Source organism: Actinoplanes italicus, from assembly GCF_003001815.1.
In the GTDB taxonomy this organism is placed as follows: domain Bacteria; phylum Actinomycetota; class Actinomycetes; order Mycobacteriales; family Micromonosporaceae; genus Actinoplanes; species Actinoplanes italicus.
Window position 1 is genome coordinate 71,967 of the sequence record NZ_PVMZ01000020.1, and the last position, 23,880, is coordinate 95,846.

General features: G+C 72.1%; 25 protein-coding genes. 18 read left to right on the forward strand and 7 right to left on the reverse strand.

All coding sequences use genetic code 11. The features are described 5' to 3' along the window. The first annotated feature begins 302 nt into the window (after nt 1-302). The gene (locus CLV67_RS37465) at nt 303-896 is read left to right on the forward strand and encodes a hypothetical protein (protein WP_106327237.1); all 594 of its coding nucleotides are present in this window, start codon (nt 303-305) and stop codon (nt 894-896) included. Nucleotides 897-960: 64 nt separating this feature from the next. Next, complete coding sequence (locus CLV67_RS37470; RefSeq protein ID WP_106327239.1) at nt 961-1,791, forward strand: ATP-grasp domain-containing protein; 831 nt, start codon at nt 961-963, stop codon at nt 1,789-1,791. A 5-nt stretch (nt 1,792-1,796) separates the two neighbouring features. Here CLV67_RS37470 and CLV67_RS37475 read toward each other — a convergent pair whose 3' ends face one another. Next, complete coding sequence (locus tag CLV67_RS37475; RefSeq protein ID WP_146169443.1) at nt 1,797-2,261, reverse strand: SHOCT domain-containing protein; 465 nt, start codon at nt 2,259-2,261, stop codon at nt 1,797-1,799. A 56-nt stretch (nt 2,262-2,317) separates the two neighbouring features. On the opposite strand from CLV67_RS37475, the gene CLV67_RS37480 reads away from it, so the two are divergent. Next, a complete protein-coding gene (locus CLV67_RS37480) occupies nt 2,318-2,959 on the forward strand; it encodes a spermine/spermidine synthase domain-containing protein (RefSeq protein WP_106327243.1) in 642 nt (213 codons plus the stop codon). Here the strand turns inward: CLV67_RS37480 and CLV67_RS37485 are convergent. After that, entirely contained in the window at nt 2,929-3,402 is a 474-nt protein-coding gene (locus CLV67_RS37485) for a GNAT family N-acetyltransferase (RefSeq protein WP_203737536.1), read from the reverse strand. The two genes, CLV67_RS37480 and CLV67_RS37485, sit on opposite strands and share 31 nt — an antisense overlap. A 478-nt stretch (nt 3,403-3,880) precedes the next feature. Between CLV67_RS37485 and CLV67_RS37490 the strand changes: the two genes are divergently transcribed. The 4 genes from CLV67_RS37490 to CLV67_RS37510 all read left to right on the forward strand — a co-directional run bounded on the left by CLV67_RS37490 (nt 3,881) and on the right by CLV67_RS37510 (nt 8,076). Then, nucleotides 3,881-4,795 carry a hypothetical protein gene (locus CLV67_RS37490; protein ID WP_146169444.1) on the forward strand — a complete coding sequence of 305 codons (915 nt, stop codon included), beginning with the start codon at nt 3,881-3,883 and terminating at the stop codon, nt 4,793-4,795. 636 nt (nt 4,796-5,431) lie between these two features. Beyond that, a complete protein-coding gene (locus tag CLV67_RS37500) occupies nt 5,432-6,436 on the forward strand; it encodes a LacI family DNA-binding transcriptional regulator (protein ID WP_106327247.1) in 1,005 nt (334 codons plus the stop codon). Between the two features lie 174 nt (nt 6,437-6,610). After that, nucleotides 6,611-7,237 (forward strand): 5,6-dimethylbenzimidazole synthase, encoded by a 627-nt coding sequence (gene bluB, locus CLV67_RS37505; RefSeq protein WP_106327527.1) that lies wholly within the window; start codon nt 6,611-6,613, stop codon nt 7,235-7,237. Further along, nucleotides 7,234-8,076 carry a DUF72 domain-containing protein gene (locus CLV67_RS37510; protein ID WP_106327529.1) on the forward strand — a complete coding sequence of 281 codons (843 nt, stop codon included), beginning with the start codon at nt 7,234-7,236 and terminating at the stop codon, nt 8,074-8,076. The genes bluB and CLV67_RS37510 overlap by 4 nt, the downstream gene beginning before the upstream one ends. Before the next feature lie 5 nt (nt 8,077-8,081). Here CLV67_RS37510 and CLV67_RS37515 read toward each other — a convergent pair whose 3' ends face one another. Genes CLV67_RS37515 through CLV67_RS37525 form a run of 3 tightly spaced genes read right to left on the reverse strand, consistent with a single transcriptional unit; the run spans nt 8,082 to nt 10,101 of the window. Continuing rightward, nucleotides 8,082-8,309: a PLDc N-terminal domain-containing protein gene (locus CLV67_RS37515; RefSeq protein WP_106327249.1), complete on the reverse strand. Its 228-nt coding sequence runs from the start codon at nt 8,307-8,309 to the stop codon at nt 8,082-8,084. A gap of 53 nt (nt 8,310-8,362) precedes the next feature. Then, entirely contained in the window at nt 8,363-9,184 is an 822-nt protein-coding gene (locus CLV67_RS37520; RefSeq protein WP_106327251.1) for an ABC transporter permease, read from the reverse strand. Beyond that, entirely contained in the window at nt 9,184-10,101 is a 918-nt protein-coding gene (locus CLV67_RS37525) for an ABC transporter ATP-binding protein (RefSeq protein WP_106327253.1), read from the reverse strand. The genes CLV67_RS37520 and CLV67_RS37525 overlap by 1 nt, the downstream gene beginning before the upstream one ends. Before the next feature lie 111 nt (nt 10,102-10,212). On the opposite strand from CLV67_RS37525, the gene CLV67_RS37530 reads away from it, so the two are divergent. The 5 genes from CLV67_RS37530 to CLV67_RS37550 all read left to right on the forward strand — a co-directional run bounded on the left by CLV67_RS37530 (nt 10,213) and on the right by CLV67_RS37550 (nt 13,876). Then, the gene (locus tag CLV67_RS37530) at nt 10,213-11,403 is read left to right on the forward strand and encodes a sensor histidine kinase (protein ID WP_239166726.1); all 1,191 of its coding nucleotides are present in this window, start codon (nt 10,213-10,215) and stop codon (nt 11,401-11,403) included. Next, nucleotides 11,400-12,074 (forward strand): response regulator, encoded by a 675-nt coding sequence (locus CLV67_RS37535; protein WP_106327257.1) that lies wholly within the window; start codon nt 11,400-11,402, stop codon nt 12,072-12,074. The genes CLV67_RS37530 and CLV67_RS37535 overlap by 4 nt, the downstream gene beginning before the upstream one ends. A gap of 31 nt (nt 12,075-12,105) precedes the next feature. Then, nucleotides 12,106-12,540 carry a hypothetical protein gene (locus tag CLV67_RS37540; protein WP_106327259.1) on the forward strand — a complete coding sequence of 145 codons (435 nt, stop codon included), beginning with the start codon at nt 12,106-12,108 and terminating at the stop codon, nt 12,538-12,540. Between the two features lie 9 nt (nt 12,541-12,549). Further along, on the forward strand, nt 12,550-13,023 hold the full coding sequence (locus tag CLV67_RS37545) for a hypothetical protein (protein ID WP_106327261.1): 474 nt from the start codon (nt 12,550-12,552) through the stop codon (nt 13,021-13,023). Between the two features lie 430 nt (nt 13,024-13,453). Beyond that, a complete protein-coding gene (locus CLV67_RS37550) occupies nt 13,454-13,876 on the forward strand; it encodes a hypothetical protein (RefSeq protein WP_106327263.1) in 423 nt (140 codons plus the stop codon). A 66-nt stretch (nt 13,877-13,942) separates the two neighbouring features. On the opposite strand, the gene CLV67_RS37555 is transcribed toward CLV67_RS37550, so the two are convergent. Next, nucleotides 13,943-14,815: a poly(ethylene terephthalate) hydrolase family protein gene (locus tag CLV67_RS37555; RefSeq protein WP_106327265.1), complete on the reverse strand. Its 873-nt coding sequence runs from the start codon at nt 14,813-14,815 to the stop codon at nt 13,943-13,945. 317 nt (nt 14,816-15,132) lie between these two features. Here CLV67_RS37555 and CLV67_RS37560 point away from each other — a divergent pair, with 317 nt between their 5' ends. The 3 genes from CLV67_RS37560 to prfH all read left to right on the forward strand — a co-directional run bounded on the left by CLV67_RS37560 (nt 15,133) and on the right by prfH (nt 17,292). Beyond that, complete coding sequence (locus tag CLV67_RS37560; protein ID WP_106327267.1) at nt 15,133-16,284, forward strand: RNA ligase RtcB family protein; 1,152 nt, start codon at nt 15,133-15,135, stop codon at nt 16,282-16,284. After that, nucleotides 16,281-16,508 (forward strand): hypothetical protein, encoded by a 228-nt coding sequence (locus CLV67_RS37565; RefSeq protein WP_106327269.1) that lies wholly within the window; start codon nt 16,281-16,283, stop codon nt 16,506-16,508. Before CLV67_RS37560 ends, CLV67_RS37565 begins: the two co-directional genes overlap by 4 nt. Nucleotides 16,509-16,683: 175 nt before the next feature. Further along, nucleotides 16,684-17,292 carry a peptide chain release factor H gene (gene prfH, locus CLV67_RS37575; protein ID WP_106327531.1) on the forward strand — a complete coding sequence of 203 codons (609 nt, stop codon included), beginning with the start codon at nt 16,684-16,686 and terminating at the stop codon, nt 17,290-17,292. A gap of 67 nt (nt 17,293-17,359) precedes the next feature. Here the strand turns inward: prfH and CLV67_RS37580 are convergent, their stop codons facing one another. Continuing rightward, a complete protein-coding gene (locus CLV67_RS37580; RefSeq protein WP_106327273.1) occupies nt 17,360-18,319 on the reverse strand; it encodes an Lrp/AsnC family transcriptional regulator in 960 nt (319 codons plus the stop codon). Between the two features lie 86 nt (nt 18,320-18,405). Between CLV67_RS37580 and CLV67_RS37585 the strand changes: the two genes are divergently transcribed. The 3 genes from CLV67_RS37585 to CLV67_RS37595 all read left to right on the forward strand — a co-directional run bounded on the left by CLV67_RS37585 (nt 18,406) and on the right by CLV67_RS37595 (nt 23,204). Beyond that, nucleotides 18,406-19,767: an MFS transporter gene (locus CLV67_RS37585; RefSeq protein WP_106327533.1), complete on the forward strand. Its 1,362-nt coding sequence runs from the start codon at nt 18,406-18,408 to the stop codon at nt 19,765-19,767. Nucleotides 19,768-19,863: 96 nt separating this feature from the next. Then, on the forward strand, nt 19,864-21,477 hold the full coding sequence (locus CLV67_RS37590; protein WP_203737541.1) for an ABC transporter transmembrane domain-containing protein: 1,614 nt from the start codon (nt 19,864-19,866) through the stop codon (nt 21,475-21,477). Next, on the forward strand, nt 21,474-23,204 hold the full coding sequence (locus CLV67_RS37595) for an ABC transporter ATP-binding protein (protein WP_106327275.1): 1,731 nt from the start codon (nt 21,474-21,476) through the stop codon (nt 23,202-23,204). Before CLV67_RS37590 ends, CLV67_RS37595 begins: the two co-directional genes overlap by 4 nt. The last annotated feature ends 676 nt before the right edge of the window (nt 23,205-23,880 follow it).

The window sequence follows — 23,880 nt, forward strand, 5'->3', positions numbered from 1 at the left end:
CCAGCGTCCCCGCCGAACCCCACCCGGTACGGCATTTCCCAGCCGAATGTGTCTTCCGCGAGTTCTCACACCATCCGAACACCACGACCGCCACCACCACCGCCCGTTCGACCCGGCTCGTTCGCCCTTACCCGCTCCGCCTCATCCCGCTCGGGCTCGCCCTGGCCGGCCATGGGGCGATGCAGAATGGGTTCCTAGGAAGCCTTAGGGGTTGAGGAGGGGGTCCCTGAGGGTGGAAATCGGGGTAGAGGCAGGGAAAGCGCCGGAACCGGTGATTTGCCGCACCGCCGTACGGTCGGGCCATGCCGTCGAACAGTGCCACCGTCCGCCACGTCGCTCTGGACGCGCCGCTTCTTCTGCTGGCGTACGGGCTGCTGCACCTGGTCGACGGCCTCGACGGCGCGTATGGCCCAGGTCTCGCTCAGAACCTTTCCTACCTGGCATTTCTCGCCGCCATGGTCCTGTTCGGAGTGTTCGCCGCAGCGGTCCGCCCGCTGGTTCCGCCCGGTGCCCGGACGGTGGCCGCGATCGCCGCGACCGTCACCCTCGCCGGTACGGCCTGTTTCCTCTGGGCGATCGCCGGTGATCTCACGGGCGCCTTCCCGGACGCGACGCCCGTCCGGATCGCCGGTCTGCTGCTCCTCGCGCTCGGCATGCTGACCCTTCTCGGTCTGCTCGTGGCGGCCCGCCGCACCCCTGCCTGGAGCCCGCTGCTGTTCGGCGCCGGCATCGCGGCCATCATCATCAACGTCGGCTACCTGCCGCTGGGCGCTCTCATCATCCTCGCGGCCCTGGCGCCGCTGGCCCGCCCGGCTCCATCTCGCGTCGTCCCGGCCGCGCGGCGCGCGCCGACCGGCATGGAGGTGAAACGCCTGGAGCGGGTCGCCTCGAAGTGAGCCCGGTGTGACGGTCCGCCCGGTACGGGGAACGAGCCCGGGGGAGAGCATCATTTCTGACGTGATGTTGCTGGTGCCCTCTGATGTACTCCGCCCCCGCCGTCCTGACGAACACTTCGCCGAGGAGGCTCGGGCCGCCCGCGAGGCGGGGATCACCGTCGCGCTGGTCGACCATGACGCGCTGGCGGGTGGCGGTGACGCCGGCGCCGCAGTGGCGCGGGTGCCGGCCGGTGAGGACGCGGTCTATCGGGGCTGGATGCTCGGTGGTGACCGCTATGCCGCGATGGCCGCCGCCCTGGCCGCCCGGGGCGTGGCGCTGCGGACGAGCCCCGAGCGGTACCGGCGTGCGCACGAACTGCCCGGCTGGTACGACGCGATCGCCGCCGACACCCCCGAGACGGTCTGGACCGTCGGCGACGGCCGGGACGGGTTCGACGAGGCCCGTGAGCGGCTGGCGACCGGTCCGGCGGTGCTGCGGGACTACACCAAGTCGATGAAGCACTACTGGCACGAGGCGGCGTTCATTCCCGACGTCGCCGACGGCACGGCCGCCTGGGCGGTGGCGAGCCGCTTCCGGGAGTTGCGGGCGGACGGGTTCACCGGCGGTTTCGTGTTGCGCCGGTTCGAGCGGTTCACCGGGCCCGAGGTACGCACGTGGTGGATCGGTGGCTCGTGCCGCCTGGTCACCGCCCACCCCGACACACCGGACGACCTGCCGCCCGCCGACGTGACGGTCGCCGGGTTCTCCGCCCCGGACCTGCCGTTCGCCACCGTCGACCTGGCCCGGCACGTCGACGGTCGCTGGCGGGTCGTCGAGATCGGCGACGGGCAGGTCAGTGACCGGCCCGTCAGCACCCCCGCGGAGGCGCTGATCGCCGCCCTGGCGACGGCCTGATCAGGCTAGTCGAGCAGGGCGGCGCGTTTCGCGGCGTACTCGGCGTCGTCGAGAACCCCGGCGGCGTGGAGTTCGGCCAGGTGGTGCAGCAGGGCGGAGTTGTCGGGGCCGGCGGTCATCCGCTGCCGGATGAGTGCGGCGAGATAGGCGGCGGTGTCACGGCCGGCGCGGAAGGACAGGGTGTTCCCGCCGGTGTCGATCTCGACGGAGGATCGGAACAGGCGATCACGTGCGGTCACCCGGTCGACGGCGGTGAGCAGGACCGTTTCCCGGCCGGCGCCGGTGCGCAGTAGGCCGCCGGTGCTGGCGAGTTCCAGGTGGTCGGGGTAGACGAGCAGGTAGAGGTCGGTTCCGCCGTCGCGGGTGTGCGCGACTGCCAAGGCTCCGGCGGTGTCGACGCTGTGTCGCCGGGCCCGTGCGAGGGCCTGGACGCAGTGATCGGGAACCGTCATACCACCGTCAGAGGTCACGAAGAGTCACCGTAGTGCATCGACGCGGGTCCATTGGGTGCGTAGGCTTGCCGCCCATGGAGGAACGGGTCTTCACCGATCGGGGGGAGCTGGTCCTGCGAAGCCGGGATGGACACTTCGAGCTCATCAGCAACGGTGTCTTCCTGATGGACACCCGGTCGGGCCGGTCGGAGCGGGTGCTGGTGCGCGCCGCCCTGGCCGCGACGGGTCCGCGGCCACGGCTGCTGATAGGCGGTCTGGGTGTGGGGTTCTCGCTGGCCGAGGCGGTGCGCACGGACGCATCGGAGATCATCGTCGTGGAGATCGAGCCGGCGGTGGTGGCGTGGCATCAGGGGGTGCTTCGCCCGTTCAGTGAGGGCGCTCTCGACGATCCCCGGGTACGCGTGGTGACCGGCGATCTGGCGGTGTGGTTCACCGGCACGAGCGACCGGTTCGACGCCATCTGCCTGGACGTCGACAACGGGCCGAGCTGGACGGTCTTCGACCACAACACCGGTCTGTACCGGCAGAGTGGCCTGGTCATGCTCCGTGAGCACCTGCGGCCCGGCGGGGTTCTGGCGGTGTGGAGCGCCTCGGTGGAGCCGGCGTTCGCGGCCACTCTGACCAGGGTGGTCGGTCCGGTGCGTACGGTGCGGATCCCCGTGGCGCGCGGCCGGCCGGACGTCGTCTACGTGGCGTCGTGCGCGGGCGACCGCTGATACTCCATGAGTTCCGGGTGGGGCGGGAAGTCGTCCGGCACCGATCGTCCGGTGGGTTTCCAGCCGACCTTCTCGTAGAAGCGTCGCGCCCGATGATTGCCGGCCAGCACCCACAGTCGTGCGGTCCGGTCCAGCAGCCCGACGATCTCGTCGTGCGCGGTCATGGCGAGTCCGCTGCCCCAGGTACGCGTAGCCGTACCGAAATGAAGAAGTTGATCTCGGGTTGATGCGACGTATCCGGCCACCGCTCCGTCCTGCATGATGACCATGACCCGCACGTCCGGATCGTCGATCTCGCGGGCCCATCGGGCGGTGAGCTCGGCGCGCGGGAACGGATATTCGTCCTGGGGGAAGATGCCGGACAGGGCGCGGATCGACCCCTCCTGCTGCACGTCCATGATCGCCTCGAGATCGTCCCGGGTGGCCATGCGAAGGACGCTCACGACGACATCCTATTTTGTACGGCTACGCGCTCCCGACCGCACCAGCGCGTTCCCGGCTCCGCCGCTACCGCGCGTCCGCGACGCCGAACCCGGACGCCTGACAGGTGCGAGTTCGCGCTGCTAGGCTCGCCGCATCCGAGACGGTGCGGTCACGCGGGAACGTTGTCGGAGGCCGATATGAGAGTCGCCCGTGGACATGTGCTCCCACCCGTAACGACAACCGCGACAGAGGCCGGCGGCCGTGGCTGACCACGACCCGCAGAGCGGAGACTGGGGCCACGACGCCCTCTTCCACGGCGGCCCGCCACCGGACCAGCGAAGCCCGATCCCACCGACCGGACCCCCGGCGCCGGCCGCATCTGGATCAGCGGCACCGGCCGGGTCCGCGCCGCTCGCCGAGCCCGCCGGTTCAGCGGCACCGGCCATCTCAGCGAACCTGATGTCTCCCGGTCCGGCAGCCGTCCCGGCAGAGCCGGCCGTGCAGATCGATCCGATGACCTTCCAGCCCACGGTCGACCTGGCATCGGCTTTCGGGCCACCGCAAAGACGGACGGCGCCGGCGACTGATCCCATCGGTGCGGCGGCCGGTGCGTTGCGGCCGGCATCGAGCGGCGAGAGCCCGGCCCCGGCGATGCCCGACCGGCTGGATCCGGTACCGCCCGCCAAGGGGTACGGCAGGCTCCCGCTGGTCGTCGCCGCGCTGGCGGTCCTGCTCGTGATCGGCGCGGTCACGGGTGCCGTACTGCTGCGTTCCTCGGATCGGCCCGGCGGAGCGGACCCGGCCACGGAAACGGTGGCCCAGCCGGCCGGCGATGAAGGCGGTCCGCTTGACAACGGTGGCCGGCCCACAGGAACGGACCCGTGGCTCACGAACACCGGCCCGACCACGGAGACTGGCGCAACGGGCACGGAAACCGGACCGGCCACCACGACCACGGAAACCGGCTACCCGGCGAGCGAACCCACCGCGACCCCCGGCACCGAGGCCGAAGCCCTGGCGGAACTGGACCGGATCCGGCTGCAGGACCTGGCGGCCATCTCGTTCGAAAGCCAGTTCGTCGCCCAGATCGCCTCGAAGTATCCCGGTATCGAGGACCCCCTGCAGAAGGCCGCCGACGGTTCGCACATCTTCCAGGCGTCCGACGTACTCGCCGAGCACCGGCGGCTGCGCTCCCAGCACGCGGCCACCGAGCATCCGGTGATCCTGCTCAAGAGCACCGACTACGGGAAACGGCAGCTGGTCGACGGCCGGGCGCTTTGGATCACGCTGGTGACCGGAGACTTCCCGGACAAACAGTCGGTGCTGGACTGGTGTGCCACCCACTTCGGGCACCTGCCCTCCGACGAACTCAAGAACCACTGCGACTCCCGGAACCTGCGCCCCACCGCCTGAGCCGAAGCCCCGCGGCCCGAGCGGGACCCGCGAGCCCGCGCCTGGGCAGGAGGCTTGCTAGCCGTAGCCGAGCGGCCCAGAGCCGGACTCCATGCCGGTCAGCCCCAGGGTGTCGCCGCGCCGGTCACGCGCCCGGTCACCACCGGTGCACCGGCCGGGTCCGGGAACGCGTCCTCGATCCGCGCATCTCACCCACGCCGCGAACCGGCTTCCCGCGCGCTGGCCATGGATGGATCCCGGCGGGCGTGTGATCGCGGACCACCCAGCCTTTACGCTGGATCACGAGACCTTCCTGGATCAGGCGGAACAGCGCCTCACGGACGGGTGTGCGGCTGGCCCCCAGTCAGTCGCCGATGTCGTTCTCCACGATGCCGTGGGTGGGGGCGGCCCGGCGGAGAGGATCGCCTCGGCCAGGTCGCCGGCCCGGCTCGAGGTGCCCGGCGAGGTGGCCAGCCGGGGTCCGAGCGGCGGCGGTGGGGTCATGAGGGACCATGGAATGCGCGCTGGTGCACCCACGTGCCTCCCGGGTGGGATTGAAATGTTTCAACTATCCTGCTTACCATCAGGGCGCCCACCCCGCCTCGGTTAGGAAGGCCCAGGTTGACACAGCAGCCACGCAACGGTCGAGCCCCGTCGGTGAAAGACGTCGCCGCGGCGGCCGGGGTCTCCCTCGGGACCGTCTCCAACGTGCTCAACCGGCCCGCCGTGGTCAGCGCCGCCACCCGCGAGCGGGTCGAGCGGGCGATGGCCGAGCTCGGGTTCGTGCGCAACGAGTCGGCCCGCCAGCTGCGCGCCGGCACCAGCCGGGCGCTCGCCTACGTGATGCTCGACGGCGGTAACCCGTTCTTCCACGACGTCGCCGAGGGCATCGAGACCGCCGCCGAGGACGCCGACCTGTCGCTGTTCGTCTGCAACAGCAGTGGCCGCACCGAGCGCGAGGCCAAACACCTCGACCGGCTCCTGCAGCAGCGCGTCCAGGGCATCCTGATCACCCCGGTCGACCCCGACGCGCCACACCTGGCCGACCTGGCGCAGCGCGGCCTGCCGTTCGTCATGGTCGACCGGTTCAGCCGGGCCGGCGGGCACTGCTCGGTCGCCGTCGACGATGTGCTCGGCGGCCGGATCGCCGTCGAGCACCTGATCGATCGCGGACACCGGCGGGTCGCGTTCGTCGGGGGGCCGGCGAGCATCGGCCAGGTCCGGGAGCGGCTGCAGGGCGCGCGGGCGGTCTGGGCCGAGTTCGGCATGCCCGAGGAGGACCTGATCCACCTGCCGACCGAGGCGCTCACCGTCAACGAGGGCCGCTCGGCCGGCGAGCGGCTGGCCGGGCTGCCGTCCCGGCGTCGGCCGACCGCGGCGTTCTGCGCCAACGACCTGCTCGCGCTCGGGTTGTTGCAGCACGCCGTCACGGCCGGCCTGCGGGTTCCCGACGACCTGGCGATCGTCGGCTTCGACGACATCGACTTCGCGGCGGCCGCGGCGGTGCCGCTCACGTCGGTCCGCCAGCCACGGCAGGAGCTCGGGCGTACCGCCGCCAGACTGGTCCTCGACGAGGCCACCAACCCCGGCCACGTCCACGAGCAGGCCACCTTCGTCCCGGCCCTGGTGGCCCGGGCCTCAACGGGCACTGTCCGGCGCTGACCGCGGGCCGCCCGGCGGGCACGGGCGGCAGTAACCGCCCGCCCGGCAGGACCGTAAGCCCGGCGGGCACGGGCGGCAGTAACTGCCCGCCCGGCAGGGACCGTAAGCCCGGCGGGAACAGGCGGCGGTGACCGGGTCGTGGCGGGCGGTGACCCGGCTGGTACCGTCCGGCCGGTGACTCAGGGGCTCTACGACGTCATCCACCGCCGCCGCGACGTCCGTGCGGAGTTCACCGGTGAGCCGGTCGAGGCCGAGGTTCTCCGCCGGATCCTGACCGCCGCCCATGCCGCCCCCAGCGTCGGCCTCTCCCAGCCGTGGGATTTCGTCCTCATCCGCTCGGACGACGTGCGCAAGGCCTTCCACGAGCACGTCCGCGCCGAGCGCGACGTCTTCGCCGCCACCCTGACCGGCGACGCCGCCGAACGGTTCGCCCGCATCAAGATCGACGGGGTGCTCGAGTCGAGCCTGTCGGTGGTGATCACCTACGACCCGCAGCGTGGTGGCCCGGCGGTCCTGGGCCGGCACGCCATCGCCGACGCCGGCCTCTACTCGGTGTGCCTCGCCATCCAGAACCTGTGGCTGGCCGCGACCGCCGAGGGTCTCGGCGTCGGCTGGGTGTCGTTCTACCGCGAGGACTTCCTGCGCGACCTGCTCGGCATCCCCGACGGGATCCGGCCGGTCGCCTGGCTCTGCCTCGGCCCGGTCAGCCACCTCGAACAGGTTCCCGACCTGGAACGGCACGGCTGGCGACAGCGGCGGCCGGTCGCCGAGGCGATCCACGAGGACCGGTGGGCGGGATGAGGCTGCACGTCGGCTGCGCCATGTGGAGCCTCAAGTCCTGGCAGGGCCGGTTCATCCCGGCGTCCGGTGGTGATCGTCTCCGGTCGTACGCCGGATGGTGCAACGCGGTCGAGGGCAACACCACCTTCTATGCGACGCCCACCCTCGCGACCGTGGCCGGGTGGGCCGAGCAGGCCCCCGCCGGCTTCCGGTTCGTCTTGAAACTGCCGCGCGAGATCACCCACGGCGGCGGCCTCGGTGACGTCTCCGCCCTCCCGGAGTTCCTGCGGGTGATCGAGCCGCTCGGCGACCGCGTCCACGCTCTGTGGATCCAGCTTCCCGGATCCTTCGGACCCGGAGATCTGCCGGCTCTCTCCCGGTTGCTGCGGGTCCTTCCCGATTCCTTCCGGTACGCCGTGGAGGTGCGCGATCCCGCCTTCTTCCACGAACCGCGCCGCCTCGAGGACCTGCTCACCGGTGCCGGTGCCGAGTGGGTCCCGTTCGACACCACCGAGTTCTTCCGTACGCCCCCGACCAGCGACGCCGAGCGCGACGCGTGGCTCAAGAAGCCCCGGATGCCGCGGCGCACCGAGGCCCTCACCGACCGGCCGATCGTGCGCTACCTGGGCCGTGACGCCACCGAGCGGACCGTCGGCGGCTGGCGCGAGTGGGTGCCGATCGTGGCCGGCTGGCTGCGTGAGGGACGGTCACCGACGTTCTTCGTGCACACCCCGGACAACGCCGACGCCCCCGAACTGTGCCGCCGCTTCCACGACGAGGTGCGCGCGCTGGTGCCGGAGCTCGAGCCGCTTCCGCAGCCGCCCGAGCCCTCGGCACCGGCAGAGATGACCCTGTTCTGACCTGACTAGCTCGGGGCGGGCAGCTGCCTCCGGCCGGACACGAACCAGGCGATGATGCCGACGCCCGGGACAAGTACGACGAACCAGATCCAGCGGGTACGGGAGCGCCGGTCCAGCGGTGCTCTGGCGATGCTGACGATCGTGGCCCCGAACAGGGCGACGGCGGCGGCCACGAGAACCGTCCAGAACGCGATACCGGTGATCGTGGGCAGAAGCTCGGCGGCGAAGGTCATCGGAACTCTCCTCAGGTCGTTGGATCTTCCCGGCGGTGCGAGACAGCCGGGGGTCAGGAGTCGCGGCGGGCGAAACTGATCGCGCCGGCCGCGAGGGCGAGCAGCACGTACCCGGCCGTCACGGCCGCGGCGCCGCCCTGCGATAGCAGGTAGGGATGGTCGCTGCCGGCGAGCTGCGGCGTCAGGTTGGGCAGCAGGACCGAGGCGAGGCGCAGCTGCCACACCGTCGGCAGGAAGTGCGCGAAGATCGGCGCCACCAGCACCAGCCCGCCGAGCGTGGTCAGCGCCGCCGCGGTCGACCGCATCACCGCGCCCAGGCCCAGCGCCACCAGGCAGGTGACCGTCACGATCAGCGCGGCGCAGAGAACCGTCGGGATCGCGTCGGTCCACCGCGGCCACGGGTTGATCGGCGCGGGCCGGTCGCCGAGCATCAGCCGCGCGTCGGCGAACGCGAGCAGTGCGAACACCGCACCGCAGCCGGCACCGGCGAGCCCGGCCACGGCCGCCTTGGCGCCGATCAGCAGACGCCGCTGCGGCACGGCCAGCAGAGCCGGGCCGATCGAGCGGGTGGTGTACTCGCTGGTGATCAGCATCGCGCCGATCGATCCGACGAAGAACATCACGAACGGCATGGTCACCACGGTCGGATCGGCCGTCTCGAAGTTCGCCCGCTCGGCCGGGGTGGCGGCGTCGTACGACTGCACCAGGAAGAACAGGATCAGCGCGCCCAACGCCGTGGCGATCACGCCACCGGCCAGGAACGCCCAGGTCGAGCGCAGGGTGCGTACCTTCATCCACTCGGCGGCCACCGCGTCGCGCAAAGGGCTCGGCCGGGTGACGGGGGCGGTCCGCGGGCGGGTCCGCAGCAGGGTCATCAGGGGTCTTCCTTCGTGACGGTGGCCCGGTACTCGGCGGCCTCGGCGGTCATCTGCAGGTAGACGTCCTCGAGCGTGGCGCTGCGCGGCGTCAGGGCGTGGATGGGGATCCCGGCCGCCGCGGCGGCGTCACCGATGGCCGGCGCGTCCACTCCGGCCGCGATCAGATCGCCGTCGGCGGTGCTCGTCACCGTGGCGCCGAGCCGGGTCAGGAGGCCGGTGAGCTCGGTGGCGCGCGGTGTGCGTACCAGAACGTCTCTTTCGAATCGATCGCGCATCTCGGCCACCGACGTGTCCTCGATCAGGCGGCCCCGGCCGATGATCAGAACCCGGTCCACCGTGACCGCCATCTCGCTCATCAGATGGCTCGACAGCAGCACGGTGCGACCCTCGGCGGCCAGCGCGCGCAGCGTCGAGCGGATCCAGCGGATGCCGGCCGCGTCCAGGCCGTTGACCGGCTCGTCGAGCAGCACCACCGCCGGGTCGCCGAGCAGGGCGCCGGCGATACCGAGCCGCTGGCGCATGCCGAGGGAGAACCCACCGACCCGCCTGCCGGCCACCCCCGACAGGCCGACCTGCTCCAGCACCTCGTGCACCCGTGCCCGGCCGATGCCGTTGCTGCGGGCCAGGCAGGCCAGGTGGGTGACGGCGCTGCGGCCCGGGTGGGCGGCGTCGGCGTCCAGGACCGCTCCCACCTCGTGCAGCGGGCGGCGGATCTCGTCGTAGCGGCGTCCGTCGATCAGTGCCTCGCCCGAGGTCGGGCGGTGCAGGCCGAGCATCATGCGCATGGTGGTCGACTTGCCGGCCCCGTTGGGTCCGAGGAAGCCGGTCACCACACCGGGGCGGACCTCGAACGACAACCGGTCGACGGCCGTCGTGTCGCCGTACCGCTTGGTCAGCTCTCGCAGCTCGATCATGCATTCCATGGTGTCGGCGGGGGCCGTCCGGGGAGTCTGCCCGAGGTCCGAAATCGATGTATGACCTGGGTCAGACGTGCCCCGCCGTCCGATCCGGATAGCGTTCGACGCGTGACACCGCCCGACCGCTCCGAGGTGCGCGGCGCGCTGATCGACGTGCCCGTCGCCGCCGTGCTCACCCACCAGATCGCCACCGCGACCCTCGACGCACCCGGCCCCGACTACACCGGTCCCGCCGCCGTGGCCTGGCTGACCGCCGCGGCGCTGTGCCTGCCGCTGCCCGCCCGCCGCCGGTGGCCGCTGCCGGTGTTCGTGCTGGTCACAGCGGTCGCGGTGGTCGCCACCGCCGCCGGGGTGGTCGGCTTCGGCGTCATCTTCCTGAGCTGGGTCCCCGTCGCGCTCGCGCTGTATTCCGCCTCCGCCACGACCCGCTGGATCGTGGCCGTGTCGATTGCGCCCGGCGCTCTGGCAGCGCCCGCCGTCGCCATCGTCTGGCTCTACCAGCGCACCGGCGTCACCTCCACCGACGCGCCCGGCAGCGAGGCACCCCTGTGGTGGGAGATCGAGACAGGCCTGGTCGTCGTCATGCTGACCGCCGCCTGGGCCACCGGCTGCGTGATCCGGTGGCGGCGCGACGTCGCCGCCGAGTCGGCCCGCAGGCTCGCCCGCGACGCGGTCGCCGACGAACGGCTGCGTATCGCCCGCGAGCTGCACGACATCGTCGGCCACAGCCTCAGCCTGATCGCGGTCAAGGCCACGGTGGCCAACCACATCGCCGAGGAGCGGCCGGCCGAGACCAGGGCCGCGCTGCTGACGATCGAGAAGACCAGCAGGTCCGCTCTCACCGAGATCCGGCGGCTGCTCGACGTGCTGCGCGAGGACGACGACCCGGCCGCCGATCTGGCCCCGTCACCCGGAACGGCCGAGCTACCCGAGCTCGTCGAGCGCCTGCGGCCCGCCGGCCCGCGCATCGACCTGGACCTGAGCGGCGCCGACGAGCTGCCGGCCGCCGTCGGGCTCACCGTCTACCGCCTCGTCCAGGAGTCGCTCACCAACGTGATCAAGCACGCGGACGCGACCCGGTGCCGCGTCGAGGTACGAGCCGCCGACGGCACCGTGCACATCGAGGTGACCGACGACGGCCGGGGCGCTCGGAACCCCCGGCGCCCCGGCGGGCAGGGCCTGATCGGGATGCGCGAACGTGTGACGATGTACGGCGGCAGCCTCACCACCGGCACCGGCCCGGACGGCGGATTCCGGGTGGTCGCCGCCGTCCCGTACACCGCCGAGGAGCCCGCGTGACCGACATCAGCGTCCTGCTCGCCGACGATCACCCGCTCATGCGGGAGAGCTTCCGGGCCCTGCTCGACGCGACACCCGGCATGACCCCGGTCGGCGAGGCCGGCACCGGCGCGGAGGCCGTCCGCGAGGCCCGGCGGCTGCGGCCCGACGTGGTCCTCATGGACGTCCGGATGCCGGAGATGGACGGCATCGAGGCCACCCGGCAGATCTGCTCCTCACCGGAGACCGAGGCCGTCCGGGTGCTCATCCTCACCACCTTCGACCTCGACGAGTACGTCTTCGCCGCGCTGCAGGCGGGCGCCAGCGGCTTCCTCGTCAAGGACGCCACGGCCACCGAACTCCTCAACGGCGTCCGCCTGGTGGCCGCCGGTGAGGCCCTGCTCGCACCCAGGGTCACCCGCCGGCTCATCGACGCTTTCACCAAACCCTCATCGGGTACGCCGCGCGGGCTCGAGTCGATCACGGAGCGCGAACGTGAGGTACTCGCCCTGATCGCCGGTGGCCTGTCCAACACCGAGATCGCCGAGTACCTGCACCTGGGCATCGGCACCGTGAAGACCCACATCGGACGACTGCTGCACAAGCTCGCCGCCCGCGACCGCGCCCAGCTGGTGATCGCCGCCTACGAATCCGGCCTGGTGACCGCCAAGGGCAACGGAGGCCTTCGGTGAGCGGCTCGGCCGGTGGGATAGGTTGCGGTCCATGATCGGGACTCGGCGGCGCGTCGCCGGCGGCAAGATGCGGTATGCGGGACAGTGGGCGCTGGTCGGGTTGTACCTGCTCGGCAGCTTCGGCATCCTGCTGCTCGCGGTGATCCGTAGCGGCGACTGGGGTGCTCTGCTCGACCCGGGACTCGAACGCCTCGACGACCCCAAGGTCTCGATGACGGCCGGCTGGGACTCGATCTGGAACCCGCTCGCCTTCCTGCTCGCCATCGCCCGGCTCACCGCGATGCTCGTCGTCCCGGTCGCCACGATCGGTGTGCTGCTCGGCGGCTCCTCGCTGGTGATAGCGGTCCGGGCCCGCGACCGCCGGGGCATCGGCCGGTCGCTGCTGCTGATCGTGGTGTGGCTGGGGCTGTTCGCGCTCGCGTTCACGCCGTACGGCGGTCAGCTGCACAACTGGCTCGCCGACTAGAGTCCGGCCATGGGCGTCCTCTTCGACTACTTCCGTGCCCCGTCCGACGCCGTGGTCGTCGAGCTGATGGACAAGCACGACGGCGATTCCCCCGGCGGCATCGAGGGCTGGACCCCGATCGTCGACCTCAAGGCCGTCGACCCGACGATCGTGCTGGGCCGTCTGGTCGGCTTCATCGCGGGCAGCCTCTCCCCGGCCGCGGCGGCCCGGGACAGGCTGGTCTGGCCGGTCGGCGGCGAGAACGACATGAACCACCAGGGCCCGTGGGTCACGAGCCTCACCGACCAGGTCCGTGACGCCTTGGCCGGCCTCGACGACGCCCGCCTCCACGAGGTCGCCACCGTCTGGACCGGCATCGAGGAGTTCAGCCACTACAGCGACAACACCGTCGAGTCCTCCGCCGCCATCATCACGCTCCTGGTCGAGCTGGCCCGCGCTGCCCGTGACGCCGACGAACACCTCTACTGCTGGATCTGCCTGTAGGCCGCTCAGGCCCGCCAGCCCACCTTTCATGATGATCGGCGCCCGCAGGTGCGCCGTAGGTCACCACGCGGGGCTTGCTGCTGGTGGTGTGGTGATCTGTGCTCGCAGGTGCGCCGTAGGTCACCACGCGGGGCTTGCTGCTGGTGGTGTGGTGATCTGTGCTCGCAGGTACGCCGTAGGTCACCACGTGTGGCCTTGCTGCTGGTGGTGTGGTGATCAGCGCCCGCAGGTGCGCCGCAGATCACCACGTAACTGGGTGGGGCGGCCTGCGCCGGCGGTTGCGCGATGTGGAGTGTGGCGGTCGGCGGCCCCGAGGGTGGGTGGTGGGTTCCCGGCGGGTGGCTGGTGGGCGGGTGGCCGGGTGGTGGGGTGGGTGGTCGTTCGGAGGAAGGTTCTGGGGTCGTGAGGTGGGGCCGGGTAGGTTGCCGCCATGACTTCGCCGGCGGTGACACGGGTGACGACGGCCGGGGCGCGACCCGGGCGAGGGCTGCTGATCGCGCAGTATGTGCTGCTGGCCGTCCACCTGGCCGGCACATTCGGGGTGCTGTTGTGTGCGGTCGTTCAGAGCGGGGACTGGGGCGGCTTTCTCGATCCCGGGCTGGAACGGCTCGGCGATCCGAAGGACTCGATGTCCTCGAACCCGATTCTGCTCTGGGCGCTCGGTCTCCCGTACACCATCTCGGTCTATGTCCGCCCGCTTCCCGTGATCGGCCTCGTCATCGCCCTGTTCGCATTGGTCGCGGCTCGTGGCCGCTCGCCGAAGGCGGCGTTTCTCACGGTCGTCTGGACGGTTCTGACCGTGCTGGCCTGCACGCCGTACGGGTCGGCGATCCACAACTGGCTGCTCGACTGACGACCAGACCACCGGCCGTACCCCGGACAGGCGACATGTCCGGGGTACGGCGGGCCCTGGCGTGGATCAGGCGTGCGGGCAGGTGGCGCGGTACTCCTGGATGGCGGAACCGGACGGTGCCGGGCAGAGGAACTGGTCGTAGCGGGTGTCGTTGTCGATGAACCGTTTGATCCAGGACAGGCTGTACTTGGCCACCGTGACGCTGCCACCCTCGGTGGGCGCCGAGTGGGAGGCGTTGTTGAGCTCCAGGTACGCCTTGTCGGGTGCGGCGGTCATGCTCGTGTAGAACGGCTCCGAGTGCGACGAGACCGGCGCCACCGTGTCGTTCTCCGCGCCGATGATCATCGTGGGTACGCGGACCGTGGACCAGCTCTTGGTGCCGTGCCACGGGGTCAGCGGGACGGCCGCCTGCAGGGCCGGCCGGGTGCGGGCCGCGGCCAGGCTGCCGCCGCCGCCCATCGAGTGGCCCATCACGCCGAGCCGGGTGGCGTCGATGCGGGTGCGCACCGAGCTGGTGTTCGTCAGGTAGTCGAGGGCGCCGAGCAGCTGCGTGCCACGGCTGTCCGGCTGGTCAAGGGTGCTGCGGGTGTCGATGGTGATCACCACGAAGCCCTGCGAGGCCAGGCGCGGCCCGAGCCACGCGATGCTCGACTGCGAGGCGGTGAATCCGGGGGAGATGGCCACCGCGCCGAACGTGCCGGCGGTGGTGGAGGTCGGGTAGTAGATGGTGCCGCCACCGAAGGTGGACACGCTCGACCGGGGCACGGTGACCTGGGCGATCGCGAACGAGCCGCGGGCGGCCTCGATGCTGGCGTTGGTGGGTGCGGGTCCGCGCTCGTACGGGTTGGCCGCGGAGGCGGGGGCGCTGGGCGCGGCCAGGACGGCGGCGGCGCAGACGGCTGTCAGGAAGGCGAATCGGCGGCGGGTGGGAACGGGCATGAGGAACTCCCTGGGATATGGGGCTCCGAGAATTGACGGATGTGAATACGGTGCGTCGTTTTGTTACCGGTAGGTAATCCCAGGGCGTACCTGCCGCGGTCGTATGTGAACGCGGTGTTACATATCTATGTAGGCCTGTTACATCGTCGGCGGTAATTCGGTTGCGGGTGGACGGGCCGTCCGCGAGGGTGGTCGCCATGACGTACTGAGGCCTTCCCCCAGCGCACCCGGACGGCGTTCTTCCGCCGCCTGCAGTGAACCGTGCCCTCGAATCCGGCGCCCCGAGCGCCTCCTCGTCATGGGAAGAAGACCCTCTCTTGTCTCAGCAGCAGACTGCCTCCACCACCTCCCGGGCCACCGTCCGCGTCTTCGCCGCCCCCGACAGCTGGATCGAGTCGGACGCCGTCGACCAGTGCCACCAGGTCGCCGCCCTGGACGGCATGACCCACGTCGCCGGCATGCCCGACCTGCACCCCGGCAAGGGCGCCCCGATCGGCGCCGCCATGCTCTCGTCGGTGCTCTACCCGCTCCTGGTCGGCTCCGACATCGGCTGCGGGATCGCGGTGTTCCCGTTCAAGCTCAAGCGCGTCGTCCCGGAGCGGCTGGCCGGTCGCTTCCCCGACCTCGACGAGCCGATCGACGCGGCGAGCCTCAACGGCATGAAGATCCCCGGCGGGTACGCCGAGCAGCTCGGCACCCTGGGCCGGGGCAACCACTTCGTCGAGCTGGCCCGCGTCCACGACGTCCTCGACGCCGGGCACGCCGACCGGCTCGGACTCGCCACCGGCGACACGGTCCTCATCGTGCACAGCGGGTCCCGCGGTCTCGGCCAGCGGATCCTGCGAGCGCACACCGAGGAGCACGGCGCCGGCCCGGCCGCCGACCCCGTCGCCTACCTGGCCGCGCACGACGAGGCAGTCCGCTGGGGACACCTCAACCGGCGGCTCATGGCCGGACGGGTCGCCGACGCGCTCGGCGCCGAGCTCGGCGAACCGGTCACCGACGTCTGCCACAACTCGGTGGAGGTCCGATCCGGCCTGGACCGGCACGGCGCGCACGCCGACGGCCTCTACCTGCACCGCAAGGGAGCCGCTCCCGGCGACGGGCAGGACGTGCTCATCGCCGGCACCCGCGGCACCCACTCCTTCCTGGTCGCCGGCCACTCCGGTGCGGAGGCCGGGCATTCCGTCGCCCACGGCGCGGGCCGCAAGATGTCCCGGGCCGACGCGTTGCGGCGTGGCAAGGCCAAACACCGGGTCGAGGAGCTTCGGCGTACGTCAGTCGGCTCCTTCGTCGTCTGCGGCGACCGGCAGTTGCTCTTCGAGGAGGCGCCGACCGCCTACAAGCGGATCGAGCAGGTGATCGGTGACCTGGTCTCGCACGGGCTCGCCACCCCGATCGTGAGCACCCTGCCGCTGGTCACCTACAAGACCGCCGAGCCGGCGCCGCGTTCGGGAGGCCGCCGATGAGCGCGTGCGGTGACCCGCCGGTCGACGGCTGGGACGGCCTGGCCGGGAGCGGGCCCGGCAAGTCGTCGGCGAGCTCGTCGGAGCGGGTGCTGACGGGCCGATGTGTGTCCATGCTGCGGCCACGGTTCGGCGGTCGTCCGCCGCGGCCGCACTTCTCCACCCGCCCGCCCCGCCGCGGCGAGGAACGGCGCGGGGCTGAGCAGCGCGGAGGTGACAAACGATGATCGGCTGGTGGAACCGGGCGGCCCATCCGGCGCCCTGGACCGGGTTCCGGCGCAGCCCCGGCTTCGGCGGGCCGCCGCCACGCATCGGCACGGACGCCGCCGGCAACGGCTGCCGCAGCGCCGGCTCGCGGCCTCCGGGCACGGCCCGGATCGCGCCTTTCCGCCGGTGGGCGCGATGACCGTACATCTGATGCTGTCTGCCGGACGCGGACCTCTGGAGTGTGCCTGGGCCCTGGCCCGTCTGGTCTCCCGGCTGGAGGCCGACGCCGCGAAGCGGAAGGTCCCGGCCCGCCGGCTGGAGAGCGTGGCCGGGGAACGGCCAGGGACGTTCCGGTCGGTGCTGCTGGAGATCGGCGGGGACGACGCGGCCGAGTTCGCCGCGTCGTGGACCGGGACGCTGTGCTGGCAGGCGCCGAGCCCGTACCGGACCGGGCCGGGGCGCAAGAACTGGTATGTGACGGCCCAGCCCTGCCAGGTCGGGGTGCGGCGGACCGTCTTCGACGAGGCGGACGTCGAGATCGTGCCGACGCGGACCGGCGGGCCCGGCGGGCAGCACCGCAACAAGGCCAGCACCGCGGTCCGGGCCACCCACCGTCCCAGCGGGACGGTGGTGGTGGTCGACACCGAACGCCAGTTCAGCCTGAACCGTGGCATCGCCATGCGGCTGCTGCGGGAACGCCTCGAAGCCGGTGACGCGGTCGCCGAACGGGCGGTCGACACGGCCCGGTGGCGGATCCACGACGAGCTGGTGCGAGGCAACCCGGCCCGCGTCGAACGGCCCTGACCGTGTGGGGGCCGGGCGGCGGCCCGAATCGGTGCCGCCGCCCGCGACCCGGAACGTGTCGAGGCGCTCACGACCGGACGGAACCCAGCTGCTTCACGTGCCGCAGCAGGGGCGTCGACTCGACCCGGTCGACGCCCTCCAGGCCGCTGATCCGCTCGGTCAGATAACGGTAGAACTCCGCCATGTCGTGACAGATCACGGTCGCCACCAGGTTCGTCGCGCCGGTGGTGGCGGCCGCGAACACCACCTCGTCGTGCCCGGCCAGCGCTGCTCCGACCGCGGCGAGCCGGGCCGGCGCCACCGTCACCCAGAGCAGCACCGGGGCCAGGAAACCGAAGGTCTGCGGCCGAACCTCGACGTCGTAGTAGACGGCCCCCGACCGGCGCAGCTCGCGCATCCGGCGGCGGACCGTCGACTCCGGCCAGCCGGTCGCCGCCGCCAGCTCGGCATAACCGGCCCGGCCGTCTCGGGCCAGCACCTCCAGCAGCGCGGTGTCACCGTCGGTCAGCCGCACCGGCGTGTGATCGGGCGACTCCTCCGGGGCCAGGGCCGCCTTCTGCTCGCCGGTGAGGGCGTCGTCGCGGCGGTCCGGGCCGACGGCCCCGCCGACGTAGTGGTGGATCAGGCAGTGCGCGCTCACCGACACGAGCCGGGGCGTGCGCGGCAGCTTGTGCAGCAGCAGCGACTCCCGGTCGGCGTGCGCGGCCACCCGTACCAGCGTGGAGATCTCGGTCCCGCCGGAGAACAGGCTCACCCAGGCCGTGTCGGAGCGGCGGGCCAGCGAGTCGGCCAGCGTGGCCGCCATGTCGGGGGCGGTGTGCAGACGCAGCATCCATGACTCGTGGCCGAGCCGGATCGGATTCGGCAGGCCCACCACGCGCACGCCCGCCTCCGCGCGAAGCCGCCGGTAGCGGCGTGCCACGGTCTGGTCGGAGACGCCGAGCACGGTGCCGATCTCCCGATAGCCCGCCCGTCCGTCGATCCGCATGGCGTGCACGATCTGCCGATCCAGCATGTCGATTTCCACCAATTTACTGTACGAGAAAGTCGAGATCCGCAGTGTGCCGGTGAAAACGTGGCGGCTCACGCCGGTCGGGCGGCAGTGTGCGGCGCATGCGTAAGTGGACACCCCTGATCGCCGTCTGTCTCGGCACCTTCCTGCTGCTCGTCGACGTCACCATCGTGGTCGTCGCGTTGCCCAGCATCGCCACCAGCCTGTCCGCAAGCCCGCACGACCTGGCCTGGGTGCTCGACGGCTACGCGCTGGCGCTGGCCGCGCTGCTGCTCGGCGCCGGAGCGCTCGCCGACCGTTACGGGCGGCGCGTCACGTACATCATCGGGCTCTTGATCTTCGGTGTCTCGTCGCTGCTCTGCGCCCTGGCGCCGGGCGTGCCGGCGCTGATCGCGGCCCGTGCCCTGCAGGGCGCCGGCGGCGCCGCGATGTTCGCGACCACCGTCGCCATCCTCAACGTCACCTACCGTGGCCGGGATCGCGGCGTCGCGTTCGGCGTGTGGGGCGCGGTCAACGGCGCCGCCACCGCGGCCGGTCCGCTCGTCGGCGGCCTGCTCACCGAGCATTTCGGCTGGCGGTGGATCTTCCTGGTCAACCTGCCGGTCTGCGTGGTCGCGGTGTGGTTCACCCTGCGTACGGTCACCGAGTCCCGTTCGCCGTCCTCGTCCCGCTTCGACGTGCTCGGCACCGTGACGTTCACGCTCGGCGCCACCGCGGCCGTCTACGGACTGATCAGGGCCGCCGACGACGGCTGGACCTCCGCCGTGGTGCTCGGCGCGCTTGCCCTCGGACTGGCCGGCTTCGCGATGTTCGTGCTGGTGGAGCGCCGGTCCGCGGCCCCCATGCTGGATCTCGGGCTGTTCCGGCGCCCGGCGTTCAGCGGCATGATCGTCGCGGCGTTCCTGTGTCAGGCGGCCGCGTTCGCGTACCTGCCCTACACGACCACCTGGCTGCAGCGTGACCTCGGGCACGGCCCCGTCGACGCGGGCCTGCTCGGCGCGCTGCCGATGAGCGGGGCCGCGCTGCTGGTCGGCGGCTTCGCCGGGCGCCACCTCCAGCGGGTCCGCCCGTGGATCGCGATCAGCGCCGGGCTGATCCTGATCGTGGCGGGCGACCTGGCCCAGTCCGTCGTCGGCGCCGGCAGCGGGGCGGCGGTGCTCATCCCGGGACTCGTCCTGGTCGGGCTGGGCGTCGGCGTGGTCCTGCCGGTCCTGTCGTCGGCGGTTCTCGCCGAGGTGCCGCCCGAGCGCAGCGGCATGGCGGGCGGGGCGTTGAACACGTTCCGGCAGCTCGGGTTCGCGTTCGGTGTTGCGATCTTCGGCACAGTCTTCTCTCAGCAGAACGCCTACACGGAAGGGCTTTCCGGCGCTGTCACTCTTGCGGCTGTATTCGCCCTGGTAGCGGCCCTCACGGTGGTGGCGACCAGCTGGCTGCGGGCCGGGCAGCGGGTGAAAATCGGGTGACATGCCCCTTGGGCGGTGGGGCAGCATGGCGGCGTGGTGGATACGCGCGGACCCGGGTGGTTCCTCTGGTGGCTGGCACGAGAGGTCAAGGGCCGCGTGGCGCTCGGGGCGCTGTTCGGGACACTCTGGTTCGTCAGTCTGGCGGTCACGCCGTACCTGATATCCCAGGCCATCGACCGCGGCCTCACGCCGCGCAACGCCACCGTGCTGTTCACCTGGGCCGGCGTGGTCCTGGCCGTCGGCGTCACCAGCGCGTGGCTCGGCATCATGCGGCACCGCAGCATGACCAGGCTGCGCCTGGCGGCCGCGCTGAAGACCGCCGACCTGGTGCTGACCCACGCCACCCGGCTCGGGGCCGCCCTGCCCCGCCGGGTCACCGCCGGCGAGGTCGTCACCATCGGCATCTCCGACGTGTGGACGGTCGGCCGCGCCATGAACGCGGGTGGCGTCGGCATCGCCTCGATCGTCGCGATCAGCGTGATCGCGTTCCTGCTGCAGAGAACGTCCGGCCTGCTCGCCTGGGTCGTCCTGATCGGAGTCCCGGTGCTGGCTCTGGTCATCGCGCCCCTGCTGCGCCGCACCCAGCGGGCCGCCGGGCACTACCGCCACCACCAGGGCGAACTCAACGGCCGGCTCGTCGACGTGATCAGCGGCCTGCGGGTGCTCAACGGCCTGGGCGGCAAACAGGCCCACCTCGTCCGGTACGAACGCGAGTCGGCGAAACTCCGCGACCAGGGTTACCGCGTCGGCGGGCCGTCCAGCTGGATCGGCGCCCTCGGCGACGGCCTGCCGGTGGTGTTCCTGGCCGTCGTGATCTGGATCGCCGCCCGGATCGCGGTCACCGGCGACCTGACCGCCGGTGAGCTGGTGGCGGTCTACGGATACACCGCCATGCTGGTCATCCCGGTCAACGTGATGATCTTCGTGAGTTTCGACCTGACCCGCGGCATCGTGGCGGCCCGCCGGATCACCGACTTCCTCCGGCTGCCCGAGGACGACCCGGCCGGAGCACCCGGCCCCGCCGGGCCGTCGGTCCTGCACGACCCCGAGTCCGGGGTCAGCGTCGAACCGGGCCGGTTCACCGCCCTCGCCGGCGACCGCCCCTCCGACGCCGCCGAGATCCTCGACCGGCTCGGCCGCTACCAGCCCAGCTCCGCCACGTGGGGCGGGCTGCCACTCGCCGGCATCGCCCAGCCCGAGATCCGGTCCCGCATCCTGGTCGCCGGTCACGACGCCGACCTGTTCGCCGGTCCGCTGCGCGAGGTCGTCGCCGGACCCGGTGAGCCCGACGACGAGCGCGTCCGCCGGGCACTGGACACCGCCGTCGCCCAGGACATCCTGACCGGTGATGCGGCCACCGACCTGGGCAGACCCGTCGACTGGGGCGGACGCAACCTGTCCGGCGGCCAGCGGCAGCGGGTCCGGCTGGCCAGGGCCGTCTACGCCGACCCGGAGATGCTGCTCGCCGCCGAACCCACCTCGGCCGTCGACGCGCACACCGAGGCCGCCATCGCCGACCGGCTCAGCGCCGCCCGTGCCGGGCGCGGCACGGCCCTGGCCACCACCTCGCCGGTGCTGCTGGACCGCGCCGACACCGTCCACTACCTGGTCGGCGGCCGGGTCGCGGCCACCGGCACCCACCGGGAACTGCTCGCCTCCGTTCCCGGTTACCGCGCCCTCGTGGCCCGCGCGTTCGGAGACGACCAGTGACCGCCCTGCTTCCCGTCGCCAGCCCACGTCAGGTCGTCCGCGCCGCCCGCGAGCTGATCGCGGCCGACTCCCGCGCCATGGCCACCCTGCTCACTCTCAGTTCCCTCGCGGCGCTCGCCGGGCTCGGCGGCCCGTGGCTGCTCGGCCGGATCATCGACACGGTCGCCGCGGGCGGCGGCGTCCCCGACGTCGACCGGCTCGCCGTCGCGGTCCTGATCTGCGCCGTCGTGCAGACGCTGCTGTCGCGGTACGCGCTGGCCGCCGCCTACCGGTTCGGCGAACGCACCGCCGCCCGGATCCGGCAGACCTTCCTGCGCCGGGTGCTCGGCCTGCCCGCCTCCGTCGTCGAACGGGTCCCCGCCGGTGACCTCGCGGCCCGCGGCAGCACCGACGTCGACGGCGTCGCCACCGCGTTGCGCGACTTCCTGCCACCGATCTTCATCGGCGTCGTGCAGATGGTGTTCCTGATCGTCGCCGTCGTGATCCTCGACCCGCTGCTCGGCGGCGTCGGCGTCATCGGCTTCTCCGGCATCTGGTTCGTCACCCGGTGGTACCTTCGCCGAGCCCGCGACGCCTACCTCACCGAGGGCGCCGCCACCTCCCGCCTCGCCGACGAGCTGGCCGCCACCACCGACGGCGCCCGCACCGTCGAGGCGTTCGCGCTGCACGCCCGCCGGATCGCCGCCGGCAACGCCGCCCTGGCCGAGACCCGGCGCACCCGCCTGCTCACCCTCCGGCTGCGCTCCGTCTTCTTCCCGCTGGCCGAGACCTCCTACGCGATCCCCGCCGTCCTCGTGCTGATCATCGGCGGACTGCTGCACATCGACGGCCAGGTCAGCGTCGGCACCGTTGCCGCCGCCGTGCTCTACCTGCGGCAACTCGTCAGCCCGCTGGACACCATCCTGATCTTCCTGGACCAGTTGCAGGCCGGCGGTGCCTCGTTCGCACGGGTCGAGGGCATCGCCACGGTGCCGGCCCCGCCGCCCTACTCCGACCGGACACCGGACGACGAGCGGATCGAGGTGTGCGGGGTGCGTTACGCGTACGAGGAGGGCCGCGACGTCCTGCACGACGTCGACCTCACCGTCCGCCCCGGCGAGCGGCTCGCCGTCGTGGGCCTCTCCGGCGCCGGCAAATCGACCCTCGGCCGCCTGATCGCCGGCGTGGAACGGCCCAGCGCCGGCAGCGTCACCGTCGGCGGCACCCCGATCGCCGACCTGCCACCCGACGAGCTGCGCCGCCACGTCGTCCTCGTCACCCAGGAGCACCACGTCTTCCGTGAGACGCTGCGCGACAACCTGATGGTGACCGCCCCCGACGACCAGCTGCGGGCCGCGCTACGCACGGTCGGCGCGGACTGGGCCGACGACCTCGACCGTGACCTCGGCGAACACCCCCTCGACGGCGCGCAGGCCCAACAGCTGGCCCTGGCCCGGGTGGTACTGGCCGACCCCCACACGGTCATCCTCGACGAGGCGACCGCCCTGCTCGACCCCACCGCCGCCCGAACCGCCGAGCGGGCCCTGGCGGCGGTGCTGCACTCCCGTACGGTCATCGCGATCGCCCACCGCCTGCAGACCGCCCACGACGCCGACCGCGTCGCCGTCATGGACGGGGGCCGGATCATCGAACTCGGCACCCACGACGAACTCGTCGCCGCCGACGGCCCGTATGCGGCGTTGTGGCGCTCCTGGCACGGCGGCGAGAGCATGCCCGCCACAGCCTGACCCACCGATGACCCTCGCCTCGCACCTCCTGCGGTCCCTCCGGCGCCCCGGCCCCGGAGTCCCTCTCGTCAATCCCGCCCCGTGATCGCACCGTGCGGATCAGTTGTGGTCGCGGCCTGCGGATCAGTTGTGGTCGCGTATCAAGCGATTGTGGCGCGGGGTGGCCGGCCGCCCATCAATGCGGCAGATCTTGTGGGGCTCGGCCGCCATTTCGACCCGAACCTCACAAGATCTGCCGCCCGGCCGGCGAAGCGGCGAAGCGGTGAAGGGGAGGCGATCTTGTGTGGCTGCGCCGCCAGATCAGCCGCAAACGCACAAGATCTGCCGCCCGGACGGCGAAGCGGCGGTGGGGAGGCGATCTTGTGTGGTTGCGCCGTCAGATCAGCCGCAAACGCACAAGATCTGCCGCCCGGCCGGTGAAGCGGCGGTGGGGAGGCGATCTTGTGTGGTTGCGCCGTCAGATCAGCCGCAAACGCACAAGATCTGCCCGGGGCGGGGCGGGGCGGGACGGGGCGGGGCGGGACGGGGCGGGATGGGGCGGGGCGGGGCGGTCGAGGAGCGCCTCTGAGCGTTGAACGCGCTTGCTGTGCTGCTGGCCGTGCCGTAGCCCTCTTCCCGCGGATCTTGTGTGGCTCGGGTGGCGGACTTCGGGTCGAGGGGTGGTCGCGTCGCGGAC